Source organism: Serratia myotis (assembly GCF_027474885.1).
GTDB lineage: Bacteria > Pseudomonadota > Gammaproteobacteria > Enterobacterales > Enterobacteriaceae > Serratia > Serratia proteamaculans.
Window position 1 is genome coordinate 1098119 of sequence record NZ_CP099707.1, and the last position, 19290, is coordinate 1117408.

At 53.9% G+C, this 19290-nt stretch carries 18 protein-coding genes; 6 read left to right on the forward strand and 12 right to left on the reverse strand.

Translation table 11 applies throughout. The features are described 5' to 3' along the window. Positions 1 to 16: 16 nt before the first annotated feature. Both ispA and xseB read right to left on the reverse strand, forming a co-directional pair. Complete coding sequence (gene ispA / locus NHG65_RS05080) at positions 17 to 937, reverse strand: (2E,6E)-farnesyl diphosphate synthase (protein WP_099062291.1); 921 nt, start codon at positions 935 to 937, stop codon at positions 17 to 19. Between the two features lie 5 nt (positions 938 to 942). Beyond that, on the reverse strand, positions 943 to 1206 hold the full coding sequence (gene xseB, locus NHG65_RS05085) for an exodeoxyribonuclease VII small subunit (RefSeq protein ID WP_099062290.1): 264 nt from the start codon (positions 1204 to 1206) through the stop codon (positions 943 to 945). 232 nt (positions 1207 to 1438) lie between these two features. On the opposite strand from xseB, the gene thiI reads away from it, so the two are divergent. Beyond that, positions 1439 to 2887 carry a tRNA uracil 4-sulfurtransferase ThiI gene (thiI, locus tag NHG65_RS05090; protein ID WP_099062289.1) on the forward strand — a complete coding sequence of 483 codons (1449 nt, stop codon included), beginning with the start codon at positions 1439 to 1441 and terminating at the stop codon, positions 2885 to 2887. A 34-nt stretch (positions 2888 to 2921) separates the two neighbouring features. Here thiI and yajL read toward each other — a convergent pair whose 3' ends face one another. Continuing rightward, the gene (gene yajL, locus NHG65_RS05095) at positions 2922 to 3512 is read right to left on the reverse strand and encodes a protein deglycase YajL (protein WP_099062288.1); all 591 of its coding nucleotides are present in this window, start codon (positions 3510 to 3512) and stop codon (positions 2922 to 2924) included. Continuing rightward, positions 3475 to 4386, reverse strand: a complete 912-nt coding sequence (panE, locus tag NHG65_RS05100) for a 2-dehydropantoate 2-reductase (protein WP_499182999.1) — start codon at positions 4384 to 4386, stop codon at positions 3475 to 3477. The genes yajL and panE overlap by 38 nt, the downstream gene beginning before the upstream one ends. A 182-nt stretch (positions 4387 to 4568) precedes the next feature. Here panE and NHG65_RS05105 point away from each other — a divergent pair, with 182 nt between their 5' ends. Further along, a complete protein-coding gene (locus tag NHG65_RS05105) occupies positions 4569 to 5060 on the forward strand; it encodes a YajQ family cyclic di-GMP-binding protein (protein ID WP_012005524.1) in 492 nt (163 codons plus the stop codon). A 160-nt stretch (positions 5061 to 5220) separates the two neighbouring features. Here the strand turns inward: NHG65_RS05105 and NHG65_RS05110 are convergent, their stop codons facing one another. From NHG65_RS05110 to NHG65_RS05145, 8 genes are all read right to left on the reverse strand, one after another. Next, positions 5221 to 6585, reverse strand: coding sequence for an MFS transporter (locus NHG65_RS05110; protein WP_499183000.1), 1365 nt, complete (start codon positions 6583 to 6585; stop codon positions 5221 to 5223). A 199-nt stretch (positions 6586 to 6784) separates the two neighbouring features. After that, positions 6785 to 7675 (reverse strand): heme o synthase, encoded by an 891-nt coding sequence (gene cyoE, locus NHG65_RS05115; RefSeq protein WP_012005526.1) that lies wholly within the window; start codon positions 7673 to 7675, stop codon positions 6785 to 6787. A gap of 17 nt (positions 7676 to 7692) precedes the next feature. Then, positions 7693 to 8031: a cytochrome o ubiquinol oxidase subunit IV gene (locus NHG65_RS05120; protein WP_012005527.1), complete on the reverse strand. Its 339-nt coding sequence runs from the start codon at positions 8029 to 8031 to the stop codon at positions 7693 to 7695. After that, the gene (locus NHG65_RS05125) at positions 8028 to 8645 is read right to left on the reverse strand and encodes a cytochrome o ubiquinol oxidase subunit III (protein WP_012005528.1); all 618 of its coding nucleotides are present in this window, start codon (positions 8643 to 8645) and stop codon (positions 8028 to 8030) included. The genes NHG65_RS05120 and NHG65_RS05125 overlap by 4 nt, the downstream gene beginning before the upstream one ends. Continuing rightward, entirely contained in the window at positions 8635 to 10626 is a 1992-nt protein-coding gene (gene cyoB, locus NHG65_RS05130; RefSeq protein WP_085115455.1) for a cytochrome o ubiquinol oxidase subunit I, read from the reverse strand. The genes NHG65_RS05125 and cyoB overlap by 11 nt, the downstream gene beginning before the upstream one ends. 4 nt (positions 10627 to 10630) lie before the next feature. Then, entirely contained in the window at positions 10631 to 11581 is a 951-nt protein-coding gene (gene cyoA, locus NHG65_RS05135; RefSeq protein WP_037424327.1) for a cytochrome o ubiquinol oxidase subunit II, read from the reverse strand. 443 nt (positions 11582 to 12024) lie between these two features. Further along, the gene (gene ampG, locus NHG65_RS05140; RefSeq protein WP_112347698.1) at positions 12025 to 13503 is read right to left on the reverse strand and encodes a muropeptide MFS transporter AmpG; all 1479 of its coding nucleotides are present in this window, start codon (positions 13501 to 13503) and stop codon (positions 12025 to 12027) included. Between the two features lie 53 nt (positions 13504 to 13556). Further along, on the reverse strand, positions 13557 to 14135 hold the full coding sequence (locus NHG65_RS05145; protein WP_099062285.1) for a lipoprotein: 579 nt from the start codon (positions 14133 to 14135) through the stop codon (positions 13557 to 13559). A gap of 365 nt (positions 14136 to 14500) precedes the next feature. Between NHG65_RS05145 and bolA the strand changes: the two genes are divergently transcribed. The 4 genes from bolA (at position 14501) to clpX (ending at position 19105) form a co-directional block, all read left to right on the forward strand. Further along, entirely contained in the window at positions 14501 to 14815 is a 315-nt protein-coding gene (bolA, locus tag NHG65_RS05150) for a transcriptional regulator BolA (RefSeq protein WP_012005533.1), read from the forward strand. Between the two features lie 366 nt (positions 14816 to 15181). Beyond that, positions 15182 to 16486: a trigger factor gene (tig, locus tag NHG65_RS05155; RefSeq protein ID WP_099062283.1), complete on the forward strand. Its 1305-nt coding sequence runs from the start codon at positions 15182 to 15184 to the stop codon at positions 16484 to 16486. A gap of 561 nt (positions 16487 to 17047) precedes the next feature. Then, positions 17048 to 17671, forward strand: a complete 624-nt coding sequence (clpP, locus tag NHG65_RS05160) for an ATP-dependent Clp endopeptidase proteolytic subunit ClpP (protein ID WP_012005535.1) — start codon at positions 17048 to 17050, stop codon at positions 17669 to 17671. Between the two features lie 162 nt (positions 17672 to 17833). After that, positions 17834 to 19105 carry an ATP-dependent protease ATP-binding subunit ClpX gene (clpX, locus tag NHG65_RS05165; protein ID WP_085115460.1) on the forward strand — a complete coding sequence of 424 codons (1272 nt, stop codon included), beginning with the start codon at positions 17834 to 17836 and terminating at the stop codon, positions 19103 to 19105. The last annotated feature ends 185 nt before the right edge of the window (positions 19106 to 19290 follow it).

Consider the following 19290-nt stretch of genomic DNA (forward strand, 5'->3'; position numbering starts at 1 on the left):
GAGTTAACGTCACACGTTAATTGTCGCGTTCAATAATGAAGCTGGCTAACGCTTGCAATGGCGCTGTGTTATAAGATTGTGCTGCCAAAGTGTCTAATGCAGCTAAAGCTTCCTGATAGAGATCCCACGCTTTTGCTTTCGCGCTGTCAAGTCCGAGCAAAGCTGGATAGGTACTCTTTCCGTGTTGCTGGTCGGCCCCCTGGCGTTTACCGATTTTTTCGGTTTCGCCGACCACGTCCAAAATATCATCCTGCACCTGGAACGCCAGGCCAATCGCGGCGGCGTAGCGGTCAAGCTGCACCAGTGCGGCACGGCCAGGTTCACCGGCGGCTAACGCTCCCAGACGAACGGCTGCGCGAATTAACGCGCCAGTCTTATGGCGATGGATCTGCTCCAGCGCTTCCAGACCAATCTGCTGGCCCTCAGCTTCGAGATCCAACGACTGGCCGCCACACATGCCGGCAACACCGCTGGCGGTTGCCAGTTCAGAGACCATCGCCAGCCGATCGCGCAGCGCCACGTCGGGCATCTCGGCATCGGCCAGAATGGAAAATGCCAGCGTCTGCAGTGCATCGCCGGCCAAAATGGCGTTGGCCTCACCAAATTTGATGTGGCAGGTCGGCTGACCGCGACGCAGGTCGTCGTCGTCCATGGCCGGCAAGTCGTCATGGATCAGTGAATAGGCGTGAATGCATTCTACCGCAGCGGCGGGCGCATCCAAATTATTCAGTGATACGCCAAACATCTGCCCGGTGGTGTACACCAGGAACGGACGCAGGCGTTTACCGCCCAGCACAGCGCCGTGACGCATTGCCGCCACCATATTGCCATCGTTGAACGGCAGCGGCGCGATAAAATCCAGCAGCGTGCGGTCGGCCCGCTGGCGCAAGGCCTGCAACTGGTCAGAAAAAGCGGTCTGTTGGACAGTTTCGGACATGGTAATTACTCGGCATCCGGTGTGAAAGGCGCCAGCGCGGCATCATCGGCGCTGTCGTTAAGCAAAATCTGTACGCGTTGCTCCGCCTGCTGCAATTTCTGCTGGCCCTGACGCGCCAACTGTACGCCGCGTTCGAATTCATTCAGCGCGTCTTCCAGCGGTAGCTCACCCGATTCCAGACGCGTCACGATGTTTTCCAACTCGCTGAGGGAGTTTTCAAAGCTGACGCTTTGCTCTGTACTGTCTGATTGTGCAGGTTTTTTTGGCATAATTTTCTTTTTACATCATCATGTGAACAGTGACGCCAGAGCCTATCCTAGCGGATCTTGATTAGCAAATCATGGCGTACCTGTGTGGTTTTGTGCACCGAGCCCCACCAGATAGTGGTATACTCTGCGCCGCAAATGCGATTGATAAAACATTCGGCAACCCCGTTGGTTTTATCAATCGCATATACATTGTAAATCCTTTTCCCTCGTAATTCTGACAATAAAGACCGCCATGAAGTTTATCATTAAATTGTTCCCGGAAATCACCATCAAGAGCCAATCTGTGCGCTTGCGCTTTATCAAGATCCTCTCGACCAGTATTCGCAACGTCCTGAAGCAGTATGATGAAACACTGGCGGTTGTCCGTCACTGGGATCATATCGAAGTTCGCGCCAAAGATGAAAACCAGCGGCCTGTGATTGCCGATGCGCTGACGCGCATTCCTGGCATTCACCACATCCTGGAAGTGGAAGATCGCGACTATACCGATATGCACCACATTTTTGAGCAGACGCTGGAAGCCTATCGCGAGCAACTGGAAGGCAAAACCTTCTGCGTGCGCGTTAAGCGCCGCGGCAAGCAGGACTTCAATTCGCAGGACGTAGAACGTTACGTTGGCGGCGGTCTGAACCAGCACATTGCCAGCGCTCGCGTTAAGCTGTCGCATCCGCAGGTGACGGTCAATCTGGAGATCGAAGACGACAAGTTGATGCTGGTTAAAGCTCGCCGTGAAGGCATCGGCGGTTATCCGGTCGGGACTCAGGAAGACGTGCTGTCGCTGATTTCCGGTGGTTTCGACTCGGGCGTTTCCAGCTATATGCTGATGCGTCGTGGTTGCCGCGTGCATTATTGCTTCTTTAATCTGGGCGGTGCCGCGCATGAAATTGGCGTGCGGCAGGTGGCTCATTACCTGTGGAACCGCTTTGCCAGTTCGCACAAGGTGCGCTTTATCGCTATCGATTTTGAACCTGTGGTTGGCGAGATCCTGGAAAAGGTCGAAGACGGTCAGATGGGCGTGGTGCTTAAACGCATGATGGTACGTGCCGCTTCACAGATAGCCGAACGTTATGGCGTGCAGGCACTGGTGACCGGTGAGGCGTTGGGGCAGGTCTCCAGCCAGACGCTGACTAACCTGCGCTTGATCGACAACGCGTCCGATACGCTGATCCTGCGTCCGCTGATCTCTCACGACAAAGAGCACATCATCAAAGTGGCGCGTGAGATTGGCACCGAAGACTTTGCCAAGACCATGCCGGAATACTGCGGCGTGATCTCAAAAAGCCCGACGGTGAAGGCGATTAAAGCCAAGATCGAAGAGGAAGAAGGGCACTTTGATTTCAGCATTCTTGATCGCGTGGTTAGCGAAGCCAAGAACGTGGATATCCGCACCATCGCCGAACAGGCGCAGGAGCAGGTTGCCGAAGTGGAAACCGTGGCAGAGTTTGACGCTGATCAGGTGATCCTGGATATTCGTTCTAACGATGAGCAGGAAGACAAGCCGCTGAAGCTGGAGCAGGTTGAGGTGAAACCGCTGCCGTTCTACAAGCTCAGCAGCCAGTTTGGCGATTTGGATCAGAGCAAAACCTACCTGCTGTACTGTGAGCGTGGCGTGATGAGCCGCCTGCAGGCGCTATATTTGCTGGAGCAGGGCTTCACCAACGTGAAGGTTTACCGCCCGTAAGTCATTCAGGGGGCGCATCTGCCGCCCCCGTGATTTAATCGCGGAAATCGTACATTCCCGGTATCAACACCAACTGAGCGGCGATCTCCGCCGCTTTGGCTTTACCCAGCAGCAAATCAATCAGCTTCAGCGCAAACTCCATCGAGGTTCCCGGCCCCTGGCTGGTGAGCAGGTTAACGCGCGGATCAAACACCACACGTTTTTCTATCCATTTGTCGGCCGGGATCTGTTCTTTCAGCCCCGGGAACCCGGTCATATTGCCGATGGGGAACAGATCGTGGTGTTGTAGCACCAGCGCCGGTGCTGCGCAGATGGCGGCGACGATATTGCCCTGCAGGTGCATCTGACGTACTTTCTCCACCAGCAGCGGGCTGTCACGGAAGCACTCGGCGCCTTTCAGACCGCCGGGCAGCACGATGGCGTCAAAATGATCGTCCACAATCGACACCAGCGGCGCGTCGGCCAGCAGCTTTACCCCGCGTGAACAGACTATAGTCCGGTCGCCATCGCCGGCCACGCTGGCAGTGGTGACTTTGACACCCGCCCGCACCAGCAGATCGATGGTGGTGACGGCTTCGGTTTCTTCGCTACCAGGTGCCAGGCAGACCAGCGCCGATACGCTCATATTCATTTTCCTTTTGCTTAATCAATTCAAACAGTCGTGCGTTCTCTGGCAGAGTCACGCCGTGGCTACGCGCGCGGCGCAGCAGGTAGCCGGTAATGTAGTCGATCTCGGTGTGTCGCTGGGTGCGGATGTCCTGCAGCATCGAAGAGACGTTGTCTGCGGTGCTTTGGATCACCTGCATGACATATTGCTGCAAGCCTTCGCATGAGGTGTGGTAGCCCTCCATTTCCATGATGCTGGCGACCTCGCGGCAGAGGGTCTCGATTTGCTCTGGATAGCGTTGTAAATCGCCATTACGGCAATTATACAGCGCCGTTAGTGGGTTGATCACGCAGTTGACCGCCAGCTTGCGCCAGTTCGCCGAGGCAATGTTGTTGTGCCAGGCGACGTCAGCCAGGGCCTGATGCAGCACTTCCGCCAGGTGGCTAAGGGATTGCGCCGCCGGGGAGGTCGGGCCGATATGGGTGGTGCCACCGGCGACATGGATAATAGTGCTGCCGTCATGGCGCGCCGCATGGGTGGTAGTACCCTGCAGTATCGGTTGGTTGTTCGGCGGCAGTTCATCCTGGGTGCCCATGCCGTTATGCAGCAGCAGGATGGCGCAACGCGGGTTCAGCTTTGGCAGCAGCGTGCTGACCGCGCTGGACACCTGCCAGGCCTTCAACGTGACCAGCAGCAGTTCGCTCTGGGCTAAATGTTCGGGATCGTTGGTGGGCAAATTACGGTTGAACGAAGCGCCTTCCGGCTCAATCACGTTCACTGCGCAGAAGGGTTGTGGCACTCGTAGCCACCCCTGAACATCGTGACCCTGCTGATAAAGCCGGGAGAGCCACAGTTGTCCGAGCGCACCGCAACCAAGAATAGTTATTTTCATCCAGACTCCTGGGGGTAACGGGAATATCGCTCAATGACGGTCTTATAATTATAGACTTTTCTGCTGTTCGACGGCTTATTCGCCGGTAGCTTCAGCCGATTTTGCCTGCGGCGCTAAAGCGGTTATCATGCTCGGCATCGAAATCGCCTATCGCATTAGGCTCTCATTCAGGAGGAAGAAGTATGCCATCTTTCGACATTGTTTCCGAAATTGATATGCAGGAAGTGCGTAACGCCGTCGAGAACGCCACGCGCGATCTTGGCACCCGTTGGGATTTCCGTAACGTGCCGGCCAGTTTTGAGCTGAACGAAAAAGACGAAAGCATTAAAGTCGCCAGTGAGTCTGATTTCCAGGTGCAGCAGTTGCTCGATATTCTGCGTGAAAAGCTCAGTAAACGCAGCATCGAAGGCAGCGCACTCGAGATCCCGGAAGAAATGACTCACAGCGGTAAAACCTACAGTGTGGATGCCAAGCTGAAGCAGGGGATTGAAAGCGCCCAGGCGAAGAAACTCGTCAAGCTGATCAAAGACAGCAAGCTGAAGGTCCAGGTACAGATTCAGGGTGATGAAGTGCGGGTAACCGGCAAGTCACGCGACGATCTGCAGGGCGTGATGGCGCTGGTGCGCGGTGCCGATCTGGGACAGCCTTTCCAGTTCAAGAACTTCCGCGATTAAGGTTTATCTAACTACTGACAAAGCCAGTTATTAGGGAGAGCGTGCCGAGGGGTCGTAGCAACTTTAGTTGCCGGAGCGCCCCTCGGTGCGCTAGGCCCGGGTATCGCGGGCTAAAAACAACTTTGTTATCAAACGTGGGCCAGCTTGCTGGCCCTTTTCTTTACAGTGAATTCACCAGCGCTTCCAATTGGCCGCGGTTGGTTTGTTTGGTATCGACCTTGACGTAGGCGCTACGCTCTTCCGGCACCACTATCGCTTCTGCCACGCCCGGCTGGGCTTTCAGGCGGCTTTCCAACGCCGAATCTTTCACCGCCAGTTCCGACAGCGTAATACGCAGGCTGCTGACGTAAGGCGGTTCTTGCATGGTGCTGCTGACCAGGAACCAAACGGCAGCTAATACCGCCCCGGCGATAAACACCAGTCCTGCCCCCTGCAGGCCATACAGCAAGCCACCCAGGCTGCCGCCGATCGCCACGCCGATAAACTGACTGGTGGAGTAAACTCCCATCGCCGTCCCTTTGTAGCCGGCCGGAGACTCTTTACTGATCAGCGAAGGCAGTATCGCTTCCATCACGTTAAACGCCATAAAGAACAGCTGCACGCCGGCAATGATGCCCCACAGGTGTGCGCCGGACAGCCACAGCAGCACTTCAGCGCAGAACAACACCGCTACGCAACCCATAAAGACCTGCTTCATGCGGCGCTTTTTCTCGGCATAAATGATAAACGGCACCACGGCGGCAAAAGAAACCAGCATAGTGACCAGATAGACAATCCAGTGCTCGCTCGGGGCCAAACCGGCTTTCCCCATTGCCAGCGGCAACGCCACGAAGCTGGACATCAGCAGGATATGCAGACACATGATGCCGAAATTCAGCTTTAGCAGGCGGGAATTGCTCAACACCTTACTGAAGCTGCCGCGCACGATGCTGGATTCACGGTTCAACACGTGGTGGCTGGCGGAAGGGACTACCGCCAGAGTGATCACGATGCCGGCCAATGCCAGTACCGCAATCATCCAAAACAGCGCATGCAGGCCAAAGGCGTGAGTGACGATCGGGCCCACCACCATGGCAATGGCGAAGGTAATACCGAAGCTGACGCCGATAAACGCCATCGCCTTGGTGCGGTTCTGTTCGCGGGTCAGGTCGGACAGCAGCGCCATCACCGCCGCGGCAATAGCGCCGGAGCCCTGTAATGCCCGGCCGAGGATCACGCCCCAGATGGAGTCGGTCGCGGCGGCAATCACGCTACCCAGCGCAAAGATCAGCAGGCCGCCGACAATCAGCGGCTTGCGGCCGATACGATCGGAGATCAGGCCGAAGGGGATCTGGAATATCGCCTGCGCCAGGCCATAAATACCGATGGCGATACCGATCAGCGTTTCGCTGGCGCCGTTCAACGCCATACCGTAGGTGGTCAGTACCGGCAGCACCATAAACATGCCCAGCATGCGCAGTGAGAATACGGTTCCTAATCCCCAGGTCGCTCGTCGTTCCAGTGGGGTCATTGCATTATCGTTCATTAAAACCTCATTAAAAGCCATTCCGTCAGGCTATCGGTGATACGCCTGAGGGGATAGCTTCTGTCAAAGCTGCGTCATTTTAGTGTGAAGGGCAGGGGGGGTAAATCTAATGTTGTTTAACAGATATTACAGTTCGTCGGCTTTTTGGCGAGACAAATAAAATGGGCCGCGAAAGCGGCCCATTCACAGACGATTTGGCTTACCAGACGTACGTCATCAGCGCTTCCGGTGCGGCTGTCGCACTGAAGTCGATAGACATCATTACGCTCAGCGAAGTGATGGCAACAATCGAGAACACAAACAGCTTACGTGCCCAGACGCTGTCATTTTCGGTTTTGTAACCACGCAGCGCCATGCCCAGCCACCATACGCTTACCGCCGCAGCGACAATCAGGTATTTGTAGCCGGCGTAGCCGCCCAGGGTCAACATCAGGGTGGCAATCATAAACGCCACAATGTAGACCGTGATGTGGTTCTTCGCCACCGAAATGCCTTTCACAACCGGCAGGACCGGAATGTTGGCTGCCTGGTAATCTTTAAAGCGGAAGATGGCAATCGCATAGGAATGCGGCATCTGCCACAGGCTAAAGATAGCCAGCAGGATCAACGCACCGGCATCGAACTCGTTGGTGACTGCGCAATAACCGATAACCGGTGGCGCAGCGCCCGACAAGCTGCCGATCAGCGTGCCATAGACCGAGTGGCGTTTCATGTACAGGCTGTAGACGCCGACATAAACCACAAAGCCCATCACCGCCAGCCACATGGCCAGCGGGTTGGCGCCGATATACAGCAACGCAAAGCCCGCAATACCCAGAGCGGTAGCGTAAACCAGGCTTACACTCGGCGCGATCAGGCCCTTAACCAGCACCCGATTCTTCGTTCTCTCCATTTTCTTGTCGATGTCGCGGTCAATGTAGTTGTTAAACACACAGCCCGAAGCGACAACCAACGAGACACCCACCAGGGTGGCGAGAAACAGGGGATAGTCGATGCTCCCTTTAGAGGCGAGCAGGAATCCCCCGACGACAGAAATTAAATTGCCGAAAATAATTCCTGGTTTAGTTACTTGCAGGTATTGCTTAATCATCACGTCCAGCTCTGCTCTTAATCGACCATCATATTGATGTTGAGGTTGTACATAATCCAGAGTGAACCCACAACAACGATACCGATGATCATAGCGGTGAACAGCAATGCCACCAGGTTCCAGCGCTCTTCCGATGAGGTATTCATGTGCAGGAAGTAAATCAGGTGAACAACCACCTGAATGACCGCCATGCCGACTACAACCGCCAGGATAGTTGAATGAGAGGCGGTGCCGCTCATCACCATCGCAAATGGAATCACCGTCAGGATGATCGACAGAATAAAGCCGATCAGATAGGTCTTGACGCTACCGTGGCTTGCGCCGCCGTGAGAAGTTTCATGGGATGAATGACTCATGACATAACCCCCAGCAGGTAAACAACGGTGAATACGCAGATCCAAACCACGTCCAGGAAGTGCCAGAACAGGCTCAGGCACATCAGACGGGTTTTATTAGTTGAAGTCAGGCCGCGCTTGCTGACCTGAATCATCATGATAACGATCCAAACCAGACCGGTAGTCACGTGCAGACCGTGGGTAGCAACCAGTGCGAAGAAGCCTGACAGGAACGCGCTGCGATCCGGGCCATAGCCTTCTACGATCAGGTGATGGAACTCATAGATTTCCATCGCTACGAAGCCCAGACCAAACAGGAAGGTCAGGAACAGCCAGGTATTCACGCTGCCAACCTTGCCTTTGTTCATGCCGATCATCGCCATACCGTAGGTGATGGAGCTGAACAACAGCAGGAAGGTCTCAACCAGAACAAACTTCAGATCGAAGATGTCTTTGCCAGAGGGACCGCCAGCGGTCCCGTTCACCAGTACTGCATAAGTCGCGAACAAGCTCGCAAACAAAATACAGTCGCTCATCAGGTAGATCCAGAATCCGAAGACTTTGGTCTCTCCTGCGTCGTGGTGCCCATGCTCTGCATGGGCTGCATCATGGTTAGTCAGAGTATCAGTTGACATGTTTCACGCCTGCTTTGCTGATTTGTTCATAGTGTTGGTTTTCAATGCGCTCGATTTCATCAACCTGCACATAGTAATCAACATCTTGATCGAAGCTCTTGGCAATCCAGGTCACGATCATACCTACGAAGGCAGCGATCGCCATCCACCAGATGTCCCAGATCATCGCGAAACCAAATACCAGGCTGAAGCCAGCAATAATCACACCGGCACCGGTATTTTTCGGCATATGAATCGGCTCGTATTTCGCCGGTTTCTTATAAGCGTTGCCTTTTTCTTTCATGTCCCAGAATTCATCACGGTCATGAATCTGTGGCACTACGGCAAAGTTATAGAACGGCGGTGGAGACGAAGTAGACCACTCCAGCGTACGAGCGCCCCATGGGTCACCGGTCAGATCACGGTTCTGCTCACGGTCACGCACACTGACGTAGATCTGAATCAGTTGGCACAGGATACCGCAGGCAATCAGAGCCGCGCCGCCAGCCGCTACCAGCAGCAGTGGGTGGAACTCTGGGTTGATGTTCTGGCTGATACGACGAGTCATACCCATAAAGCCCAGAGCATACAGTGGCATAAAGGCCACGAAGAAACCGATGATCCAGAACCAGAACGCACGGATACCCCAGGTTTCGTTCAGCGTGAAGCCGAAGGATTTAGGGAACCAGTAGGTCAGGCCGGCGAAGCAACCAAACACCACACCACCGATAATTACGTTATGGAAGTGGGCAATCAGGAACAGACTGTTGTGCAGCACGAAGTTCGCGCCCGGTACTGCCAGCAGAACGCCGGTCATCCCACCCACGGAGAAGGTGATGATAAAGCCGATGGTCCACAGCATTGCGGAGTTGAGCTGAATGCGGCCCTGGTACATGGTGAACAGCCAGTTGAAGATTTTCACCCCGGTAGGGATGGAAATGATCATGGTGGCGATACCGAAGAAGGCGTTAACGTTCGCGCCGGACCCCATGGTAAAGAAGTGGTGCAGCCATACGATGAACGACAGAACGGTAATCGCGATGGTTGCCCATACCAGTGAGGTATAGCCGAACAGGCGTTTTCTTGAGAAGGTCGCGGTGACTTCAGAGAACACACCAAACACTGGCAGAACCAGGATATACACCTCTGGGTGACCCCAGGCCCAAATCAGGTTGATGTACATCATCATGTTGCCGCCCATATCATTGGTAAAGAAATGGAAGCCCAGGTAGCGATCCAGGGTCAGCAACGCGATGGTAACAGTCAGAATTGGGAAAGAAACGATGATCAGTACGTTAGTACACAGCGCCGCCCAGGTGAACACCGGCATCTTCATCAGAGGCATGCCAGGAGCACGCATCTTCATGATGGTGGCGAAGAAGTTCACACCGGTCAACAGGGTACCCAGACCGGAAATCTGCAGACTCCAGATCCAGTAATCGACCCCGACGCCAGGACTGTATTCCTTGCCCGACAGCGGCGGATACGCCAACCAACCGGTCTGCGCAAACTCACCGACACCCAGAGAGATGTTGATCAGTACGACACCTACCACGAAGAACCAGAAACTCAGGGAGTTCAGGAACGGGAAGGCAACGTCACGTGCACCGATTTGCAAGGGTACAACCACGTTCATCAGGCCGACCACGAAAGGCATCGCCATGAAGAAGATCATGATTACGCCGTGGGCGGTAAAGATCTGGTCGTAGTGGTGCGGCGGCAGGAATCCGGCCTCGCCGGCGGACGCAAGCGCCTGCTGGCTACGCATCATGATGGCATCGGCAAAACCACGCAGCAACATAACCATTGCCACGATGATGTACATGATACCAATTTTTTTATGGTCGACCGAAGTCAGCCAATCGCTCCATAGCCATTTCCACTTGCCGAAATAGGTTATCAGCGCCAGCAGAGCCAGGCCCCCGATAACAATTGCAGCAACGGTGACCATGATGATCGGTTCGTGGTACGGAACCGCATCAATCGTTAATTTTCCCAACATCAGTTTATTCCTCGGCTCCGGCGTGAGCAGCATGTTCACCCATGTCCATACCCTGGCTCATGTCCATACCTTCGTGCGTGGTAGCGCCCTTGTGCATGTTCATATCGCCCATGAATTTGCCAATAGTTTCTTTGAACAAATTAGGTTTGACACTGGAGAAGTACTCGACCGGGTTATTTTCACTCGGCTCTGCCAGTTTGTTAAAGTCGCTGGTGGCGTTAAGGTTAGTCGACGATGCTTTCACCTTGGCAACCCACTGATCGAAGTCGCCTTCGGTTGGGGTGACAATGGCGGTGAATTTCATGCCGGAGAACCCGCGACCGCTGAAGCTGCTGGAAATACCGTCGTATTTACCGGCTTCATTGCCGATCAGGTGCAGTTTGGTCTGCATCCCGGCCATCGCATAAATCTGCCCACCTAACTGAGGAATAAAGAACGAGTTCATTACCGAGTTAGAGGTGATTTTGAATTCAACTGGAACATCTTTCGGGAAAGCCAGTTCATTAACCGTTGCGATGCCTTGTTCCGGGTAGATAAACAGCCATTTCCAGTCAAGCGACACCACTTCGATCGTCATCGGCTTCTTGTCAGTGACAATCGGCTTGAACGGATCCAGCTCGTGGGTAGTCTTCCAGGTAATGGTGCCAAGGATGGCGATGATAATGATAGGAATGGTCCAGACGACCGCTTCGATTTTGTTGGAGTGTGACCAGTTCGGACTGTATTTGGCATCTTTGTTGGAAGCACGGTACTTCCAGGCAAAGGCGAACGCCATAAAGATGACTGGTACCACCACGATCAACATCAAGGCGATTGCAGTGATAATCAGTGTCCGTTGCTCAACACCAATTGCTCCTTTGGGATTCATCAATACCATATTGCAACCGCTGAGCATTACAGTGGAAGCAATTAATGACAACATCCCAATACTTTTATTGTATTTCTTAAGTCTCATCTAACGACCCCAATTACAAAGGCTCTATATTGTCGTTTCATGTGTGCGGGCATTTTACGGGAAGGTTGCAGTACTGTAAACATGCTTAAGGGAGTGTCAGCGCCTTGTTGACACTTTCTGTTAAGGGGGTCACAGATGTCACGTTGCGTGACAATTTACTAATGGCAACAAAGCGTTGGCTCGCTGAATCGTGGCGAGCAGACTCTATGTTAAGGAAAACTAAAGGTATGCTGAGTTTGGCAGATTTAGCTGTCGTTTTTAAATACGCAGGAAAGGTTTATTTAATGTAAAATAATTGTGTATTTAAAGTGAATTTAATTTTATTTCCGAGTGCCTTAGTCGGATAAAAAAATAATTCCTCCGCCATTTATGTTCTTTTATTCGAAATAAACTCATCACGCTGATGCATTTTTGCCGACCGGTGTGATCACCGGCCGACGATATCAGGCAAGTTTAGTGCGGCGCAGTGCCAGATAGTCCAGCAAACTGCCCATCACAATACCGACCAGACTTAGAGCGGCACCCAACTGCAACAACCGATCGGCCAGGTTCGGCAAGGCACTCCAGTCGAGCGCGTTGGTGATCAGCAGAATCAGCCACAGCCCCAGCAGTGAACAACCCAGGGTCAGCATACGTAGCGCCCAGCGGTAAAACTGGCGAAATTCAGTGCGTGGCATGAAGTTATCGGTGCGCTGCGTGTATTCCAGCGTCTGTCGGCACAGGCGCAGCAACAGCAGGCCGGGCAAGGCCGCGGCGATCGAGAATAGATAGAACAGCGGCCAGCCGTGTGCTTCGACAAACCAGCCGGCAATGGGGCCAACATAGACGCGACCGACCGCCGACAGCGCTGACAGCAGGGCAAACTGAGTGGCGGAAAATGACCGGTTGCACAGCGTCATCAGCAGCGCGACGAAGGCGGCGGTACCCATGCCGCCGCACAGGTTTTCCAGGAAGATCGCACTGCCCATGGTCATGATGTTTTTATCGGTGACCGCCAGTATCCAGTAACCGAGATTGGAAACCGCCTGCAGGATGCCAAACAGCATCAGGGCACGGAACAGGCTAAGGCGCTGCATCAGCACGCCGCCAAACAGTGCACCGACGATGGTGGCGAACAGGCCGAGGGTTTTGTTCACCAGCCCGACTTCCCCGGCATCGAAGCCGACACCGCGGATCAGGAAGGTGGTACTCAGGCTACCGGCAAAGGCATCGCCCATCTTGTACATCACGATCAACAGTAAAATCAGCCAGGCGTTGTTACGCGCGAAGAAATCACGCAGCGGGGCGACGACCGCCTCTTCCATGGTGCGCGGCGCAGGAATGCTGTTGTCCGGCTCCGGTGCCAGTAGGGTGGCGACGATACCGATCAGCATCAGCCCGGCCATCAGCCAGTAGGTAGACTGCCAGCCGAAATAGCGATCCGCCAGCCACAGTGCCAGCCCGCCGGACACCAGCATCGCCAGCCGGTAACCCAGAACCGAGACCGCAGCGCCAGTGCCACGTTCTTCAGCGCTCAACAGATCGGTTTTATAGGCGTCGAAAACAATATCCTGCGACGCAGAACAGAACGCCACCAGTACCGCCAGTGCTGCCAACCACCACAGATGCTGTGCCGGTTGCATAAAGCCCATCGCCACAATCGACACCACCAGCAGCAGTTGGCTGATCAGCAACCAGCCGCGCCGCCGCCCAAGGAATGGCGGGGTGTAGCGATCCATAAAGGGTGACCACAGGAATTTGAACACATAGGCCTGACCGACCAGCGAAAAGATGCCGATGGTTTTCAGATCGATGTTTTCGACGGTCATCCAGGCTTGCAGCGTGCCGGAGGTCAATGCCAACGGCAGACCCGACGCAAAGCCCAGCAGCAGGAGGATGGCGGAGTTACGCTGGGTGAAGATATTCAGATAGTTTTTCGACATGAGTTCCCTGTCTGCACCGCCCGACTGTCCGGGCGGCACAAGGCGTTCGTGGCTTAACGCGCGTTTTGCTTGATAAAATCGTTGACGCTGGTGTCTTGCGCCATATCGGCAATGACGTCGCCGAGCACGGTGTTGACCGCGTTGGTGATTTTCTCGTTGGTCGCCGTGAAGGCGCCCTGCACGTTATAGGTTGAGCGGTAGTTTTTCACCTGCTTGTTGCCGTTCTTCGCCTGGGCGGTGATAGAGATATCGGCCTTGGTGGTGATGTTGTAGCGCAGGTTACCTTCGGAGACGTCCGCATACAGGTTATTGACCACAATTTGCAGGTCAACGGCACCGTCAGCACCGATCATATAGCCGCGCGCGCCCATTTGTTTCTCCAGCACTTCCTGCAGCAGGAAGCGCAGATCGCGGGATGGGGTCAGGGTCACCAACTGGCCGTCGCGGTTCACTTTCGCCAGTGCCTGATCCTGGCGCTGATCCGCACCGTTAATGCTGATGGTCACACCTTGCAGCGTCGGATCCTGTTGTGGCAAGACGATCTTTGGCGTGACGTTCAGGGTGTTGCTGCTGGTAGCACAGCCAGCCAGCAGCAGTGCGGCCAACAGTGGAAGGCAAAGTTTCTTTAACATAGTTACTGTCTCATTCTCGATGGATTTTAAGCCGACGCAAACAGCCCATGACAGAGAGGCCGATTTGAGCAAGCTTTCTGTAATAATCAGAGCGGGATAGCCAACAACAAATTGTCGACATCATAGCATCGCCGCCGGCCGGAGGAAGCGCAGAACGCACCGGAGTGACAAATTTTTACCTGCCGTTGATAAAAACATGCTTTTTTGACCGTCTCAATCAGAAAAACCTCAAGCGACGGCGGATGTTGGCCGTTTTTTGCCCGCAAAGAAGAGAAATTTAGCTGAGGAATGGTCTAAACGGGAAGAAAGCGGCTAATATTGAAATAGATGGGGACGGTCCTCTGCCGGTGTAGTAAGGAGATCCTATGATTCGCGAGCAAATAGAAGCAAAGTTAAGGGCGGCATTTGAGCCCGCGTATCTGGAAGTCGTTGATGAAAGCTATCGTCATAACGTTCCGGCGGGCTCAGAAAGCCATTTCAAGGTGGTGTTGGTCAGCGATCGCTTCGTCGGCGAACGTTTCTTGACGCGGCATCGCTCGATTTACGGCGTTCTGTCGGAAGAGTTATCCGATGGCGTGCATGCGCTGGCACTGCACACCTATACCCTGAAAGAGTGGGAAGGGTTGCAGGATACCGTGCCGGCTTCTCCCCCTTGTCGTGGGGCCGGTACCTTGGCCTGACGGCTAAATTTGCGGTATCAGTGGAACTTTGACCACGATTTGGGGTATTACTACAGACGAATTTTGGAACGGCCTGCGGGCCGTTTCTGTTTTTGACGACGACACAGCCGATGCGCAATGCAGCCAAGGCCGGGTCGGCTTCGGCGGCCTTTTGGCGATCAAATCGGCAAAAGTGTGAGTTTTAGCGCGCCGCCGCCGCCTTGCTTTCCTCGACTCGCTCCGCATGCGCCGCTATAATGTCGCGTCTTATTTTTCCGGAATGGTTTCGGGACGCTTCTGTCATCAGGAAACTCGGTTCTGTAATGTAGCCGTCCTGGTTCTTGGAACGGAGTTGACCGAGCACTGTGATTTTTTTGAGGTAACAAGATGCAAGTTTCAGTAGAAACCACTCAAGGCCTTGGGCGCCGTCTCTCTATTACTGTACCCGCTGATACAATCAAGCAGGCTATTAAAAAAGAGCTGATCAACGCTGCAAAAAGCGTTCGTATCGATGGCTTCCGTAAAGGCCATGTACCGATGAACATCGTTGAGCAACGTTATGGCGCTTCCGTTCGTCAGGACGTACTGGGTGATGCGATGCAACGCAGCTTCGTTGATGCGATCATCAAAGAAAAGATCAATCCGGCCGGCGCACCAAACTACGTGCCGGGCGAGTACAAAGAAGGTGAAGATTTCACTTTCACCGTCGAGTTCGAAGTGTATCCGGAAGTTGAGCTGAAAGGCCTGGATGGCATCGAAGTTGAGAAGCCAGTGGTTGAAGTTAACGACGCTGACGTTGATACCATGCTGGACACCCTGCGCAAGCAGCAGGCTACCTGGAAAGAGACCGATCGCGCAGCTCAGGCTGAAGACCGTGTGACCGTTGACTTCTCAGGCTCTATCGACGGTGAAGAATTTGAAGGCGGCAAAGCCTCTGATTTCGTACTGGCCATGGGCCAGGGCCGCATGATCCCAGGCTTCGAAGAAGGTCTGGTCGGTCATAAAGCCGGTGAAGAATTCGCTATCGACGTTAACTTCCCAGAAGATTATCACGCTGAAAATCTGAAGGGCAAAGCGGCTAAGTTCGACATCGTTCTGAAGAAAGTGGAAGAGCGTGAACTGCCAGAGCTGACTGAAGAATTCATCAAACGTTTCGGCGTGGCTGATGGTTCTACCGAAGGCCTGCGTGCTGAAGTGCGTAAAAACATGGAGCGCGAGCTGAAAGGCGCAGTGCGTAACCGCATCAAGACTCAGGCAATCGACGGCCTGGTCAGCGCTAACGAAATCGACGTTCCTGCTGCGCTGATCGACGGCGAAGTTGACGTTCTGCGCCGTCAGGCTGCACAGCGTTTCGGCGGCAACGAGAAGCAAGCGCTGGAACTGCCACGCGAACTGTTCGAAGAGCAGGCTAAGCGTCGCGTCGTTGTCGGTCTGCTGCTGGGCGAAGTGATCAGCACCAACGATCTGAAAGCTGACGAAGATCGCGTTAAAACGCTGATCGAAGAAATGGCTTCCGCTTACGAAGATCCAAGTGAAGTTGTTGAGTTCTACAGCAAAAACAAAGAGCTGATGAACAACATGCGCAATGTTGCTCTGGAAGAACAAGCGGTTGAAGCCCTGCTGGCAAAAGCGAAAGTGACTGAGAAAGCCACTACCTTCAGCGAGCTGATGAACCAGACTCAACAGGCGTAATGTCTGTACGCCAGGGCGCAACGTGTTGCGCTCTCGGGGCCGCCTGGTCGGTCCCGGCGTTAAAAAAGCCCGTAACCTTCGGTTGCGGGCTTTTCTTTTTGCCACGTTGCTGATTAATCTCAGGTTAAGCGTGACAATATGCACTATATTTACACTGTTGATCTTGCAACAGTCTGGCATGATGGTTATCACCCGCAGCGAAGGTGTGCAGGATAACCGCTAAAAATACGCCGCCGGGCTTGAAATTCTGACAGTGGCCCCAATCTGTAAAATGTATATATTTACCCTATAGCTTTCAAGTCGCAGCTAGGCGGCCAGCTCGCTCATCTTCAGGCGCTTACTCGAGTAAGTAACTGGGGTGAGCTAGTGCAGGTAACAACGCTGCGACTTGAAAGATGACGGGTATAGGCTGTTTGCCAGAGTGCGCGGGATAAAAAAACCGTCGGGTACGTGTGGCGTGGGTCGAATGCTTGAGCATAGTCATCATGACCGTTCTCAAGTAGAATCGGTGTAATAGGGTGTAACCCTGGCCGCCAAGGCAATTTCTATTAGGAGACGGTAATGTCATACAGTGGCGAACGAGATCAATTTGCACCTAACATGGCCCTGGTGCCGATGGTGGTAGAGCAGACTTCACGCGGGGAGCGTTCTTACGACATTTATTCCCGCCTGCTGAAAGAGCGCATTATTTTCCTGACCGGCCAGGTCGAAGATCACATGGCCAACCTGATTGTGGCGCAGATGCTGTTCCTCGAAGCAGAAAGCCCGGAAAAAGACATTTTCCTCTACATTAACTCCCCGGGTGGCGTGATCACCGCAGGCATGTCAATCTATGACACCATGAAGTTCATCAAGCCGGACGTCAGCACCATTTGTATGGGTCAGGCGTGCTCGATGGGCTCCTTCCTGCTGACTGCCGGTGCCAAGGGCAAGCGCTTCTGTCTGCCGAATTCACGCGTGATGATCCACCAGCCGCTGGGCGGTTATCAGGGCCAGGCGACGGATATCGAAATCCATGCGCGTGAAATCCTGAAGGTGAAGGCGCGTATGAATGAGCTGATGGCAGAACACACCGGCCAGACACTGGAGCAGATCGAACGCGATACCGAGCGCGATCGCTTTATGACCGCGGAAGAAGCGGTAGAATATGGTCTGGTTGACGGTATTCTGACGCACCGCAAGTAACACCACGCGGCTGGCGAGATAATTGTGCGAGCCGATAGACTATAGTAATCAGAGCGGGCGTGGCTCGCTCTGGTGAGCATTATCGGCATTCCCGGTATGAATTCGGGGCGCACGGCCGCCGTGATTTTCCTGCGGGACAAAGACTAAAGAAGAGGTTTACTGATGACAGATAAGCGCAAAGACGGTTCAGGAAAGCTGCTGTACTGCTCTTTCTGCGGCAAAAGCCAGCATGAAGTGCGTAAGCTGATTGCCGGTCCGTCAGTGTATATCTGCGATGAATGTGTTGACCTGTGTAACGACATTATTCGCGAAGAGATTAAAGAAGTTTCACCGCATCGTGAGCGCAGTGCGCTACCGACGCCGCACGAGATCCGCCATCACCTGGATGACTACGTCATCGGTCAGGAACCGGCGAAGAAAGTGCTGGCAGTCGCGGTGTATAACCACTACAAACGCCTGCGCAACGGCGATACCAGCAACGGTATCGAGTTGGGCAAAAGCAACATTCTGCTGATTGGTCCTACCGGTAGCGGTAAAACCCTGCTGGCGGAAACGCTGGCACGCTTCCTGGATGTGCCTTTCACCATGGCCGATGCCACCACGCTGACCGAAGCTGGTTATGTGGGTGAGGACGTGGAAAATATTATCCAGAAGCTGCTGCAGAAGTGTGACTACGACGTGCAGAAAGCTCAGCGCGGCATCGTCTACATCGATGAAATCGATAAGATTTCTCGTAAGTCAGACAACCCGTCGATTACCCGTGACGTTTCGGGTGAAGGCGTGCAGCAGGCGCTGTTGAAGCTGATCGAAGGCACCATTGCCGCCGTTCCGCCGCAGGGCGGCCGTAAGCATCCGCAGCAGGAATTCCTGCAGGTTGATACCTCGAAAATCCTGTTTATCTGTGGCGGCGCCTTTGCCGGCCTGGATAAGGTGATCGGTCAGCGCGTGAATACCGGTTCCGGTATTGGTTTTGGCGCCACCGTGAAGGGTGAGGCTGAGAAAGCGACCGAAGGCGAACTGCTGCTGCAGGCTGAGCCGGAAGATCTGATCAAGTTTGGTCTGATCCCTGAGTTCATCGGTCGTCTGCCGGTGGTGGCTACGCTGAGTGAGCTGAGCGAAGATGCGCTGATCCAGATCCTGAAAGAGCCGAAAAATGCCCTGACCAAACAGTATCAGGCATTGTTCAATCTGGAAGGTGTGGAACTGGAATTCCGTGAAGAAGCACTGAACGCCATCGCCAAGAAGGCCATGAAGCGTAAAACCGGTGCTCGCGGTCTGCGTTCCATCGTGGAAGCCGCGCTGCTGGACACCATGTACGACCTGCCATCAATGGACAGCGTCGACAAAGTGGTGATCGACGAGTCGGTCATCGCCGGCCAGTCCAAGCCCTTGCTGATTTACGGTAAACCGGAAGCACAGGCTTCAGGCGAATAATTCGCCAGTCAAACCAGAAAGTTAATGTCAAAATGGGGGATTTTATCCCCCATTTTTATTTCCTGCATTCTGCCGTTGAATGTAAGAGATTCATCCCCATATACTCATTAACCAGATTTTATGAAACGTTTGATGCTTGCGTCTCATGAGATTCCCCCTCAACCTGGCGGAAGTTAAACTTAAGA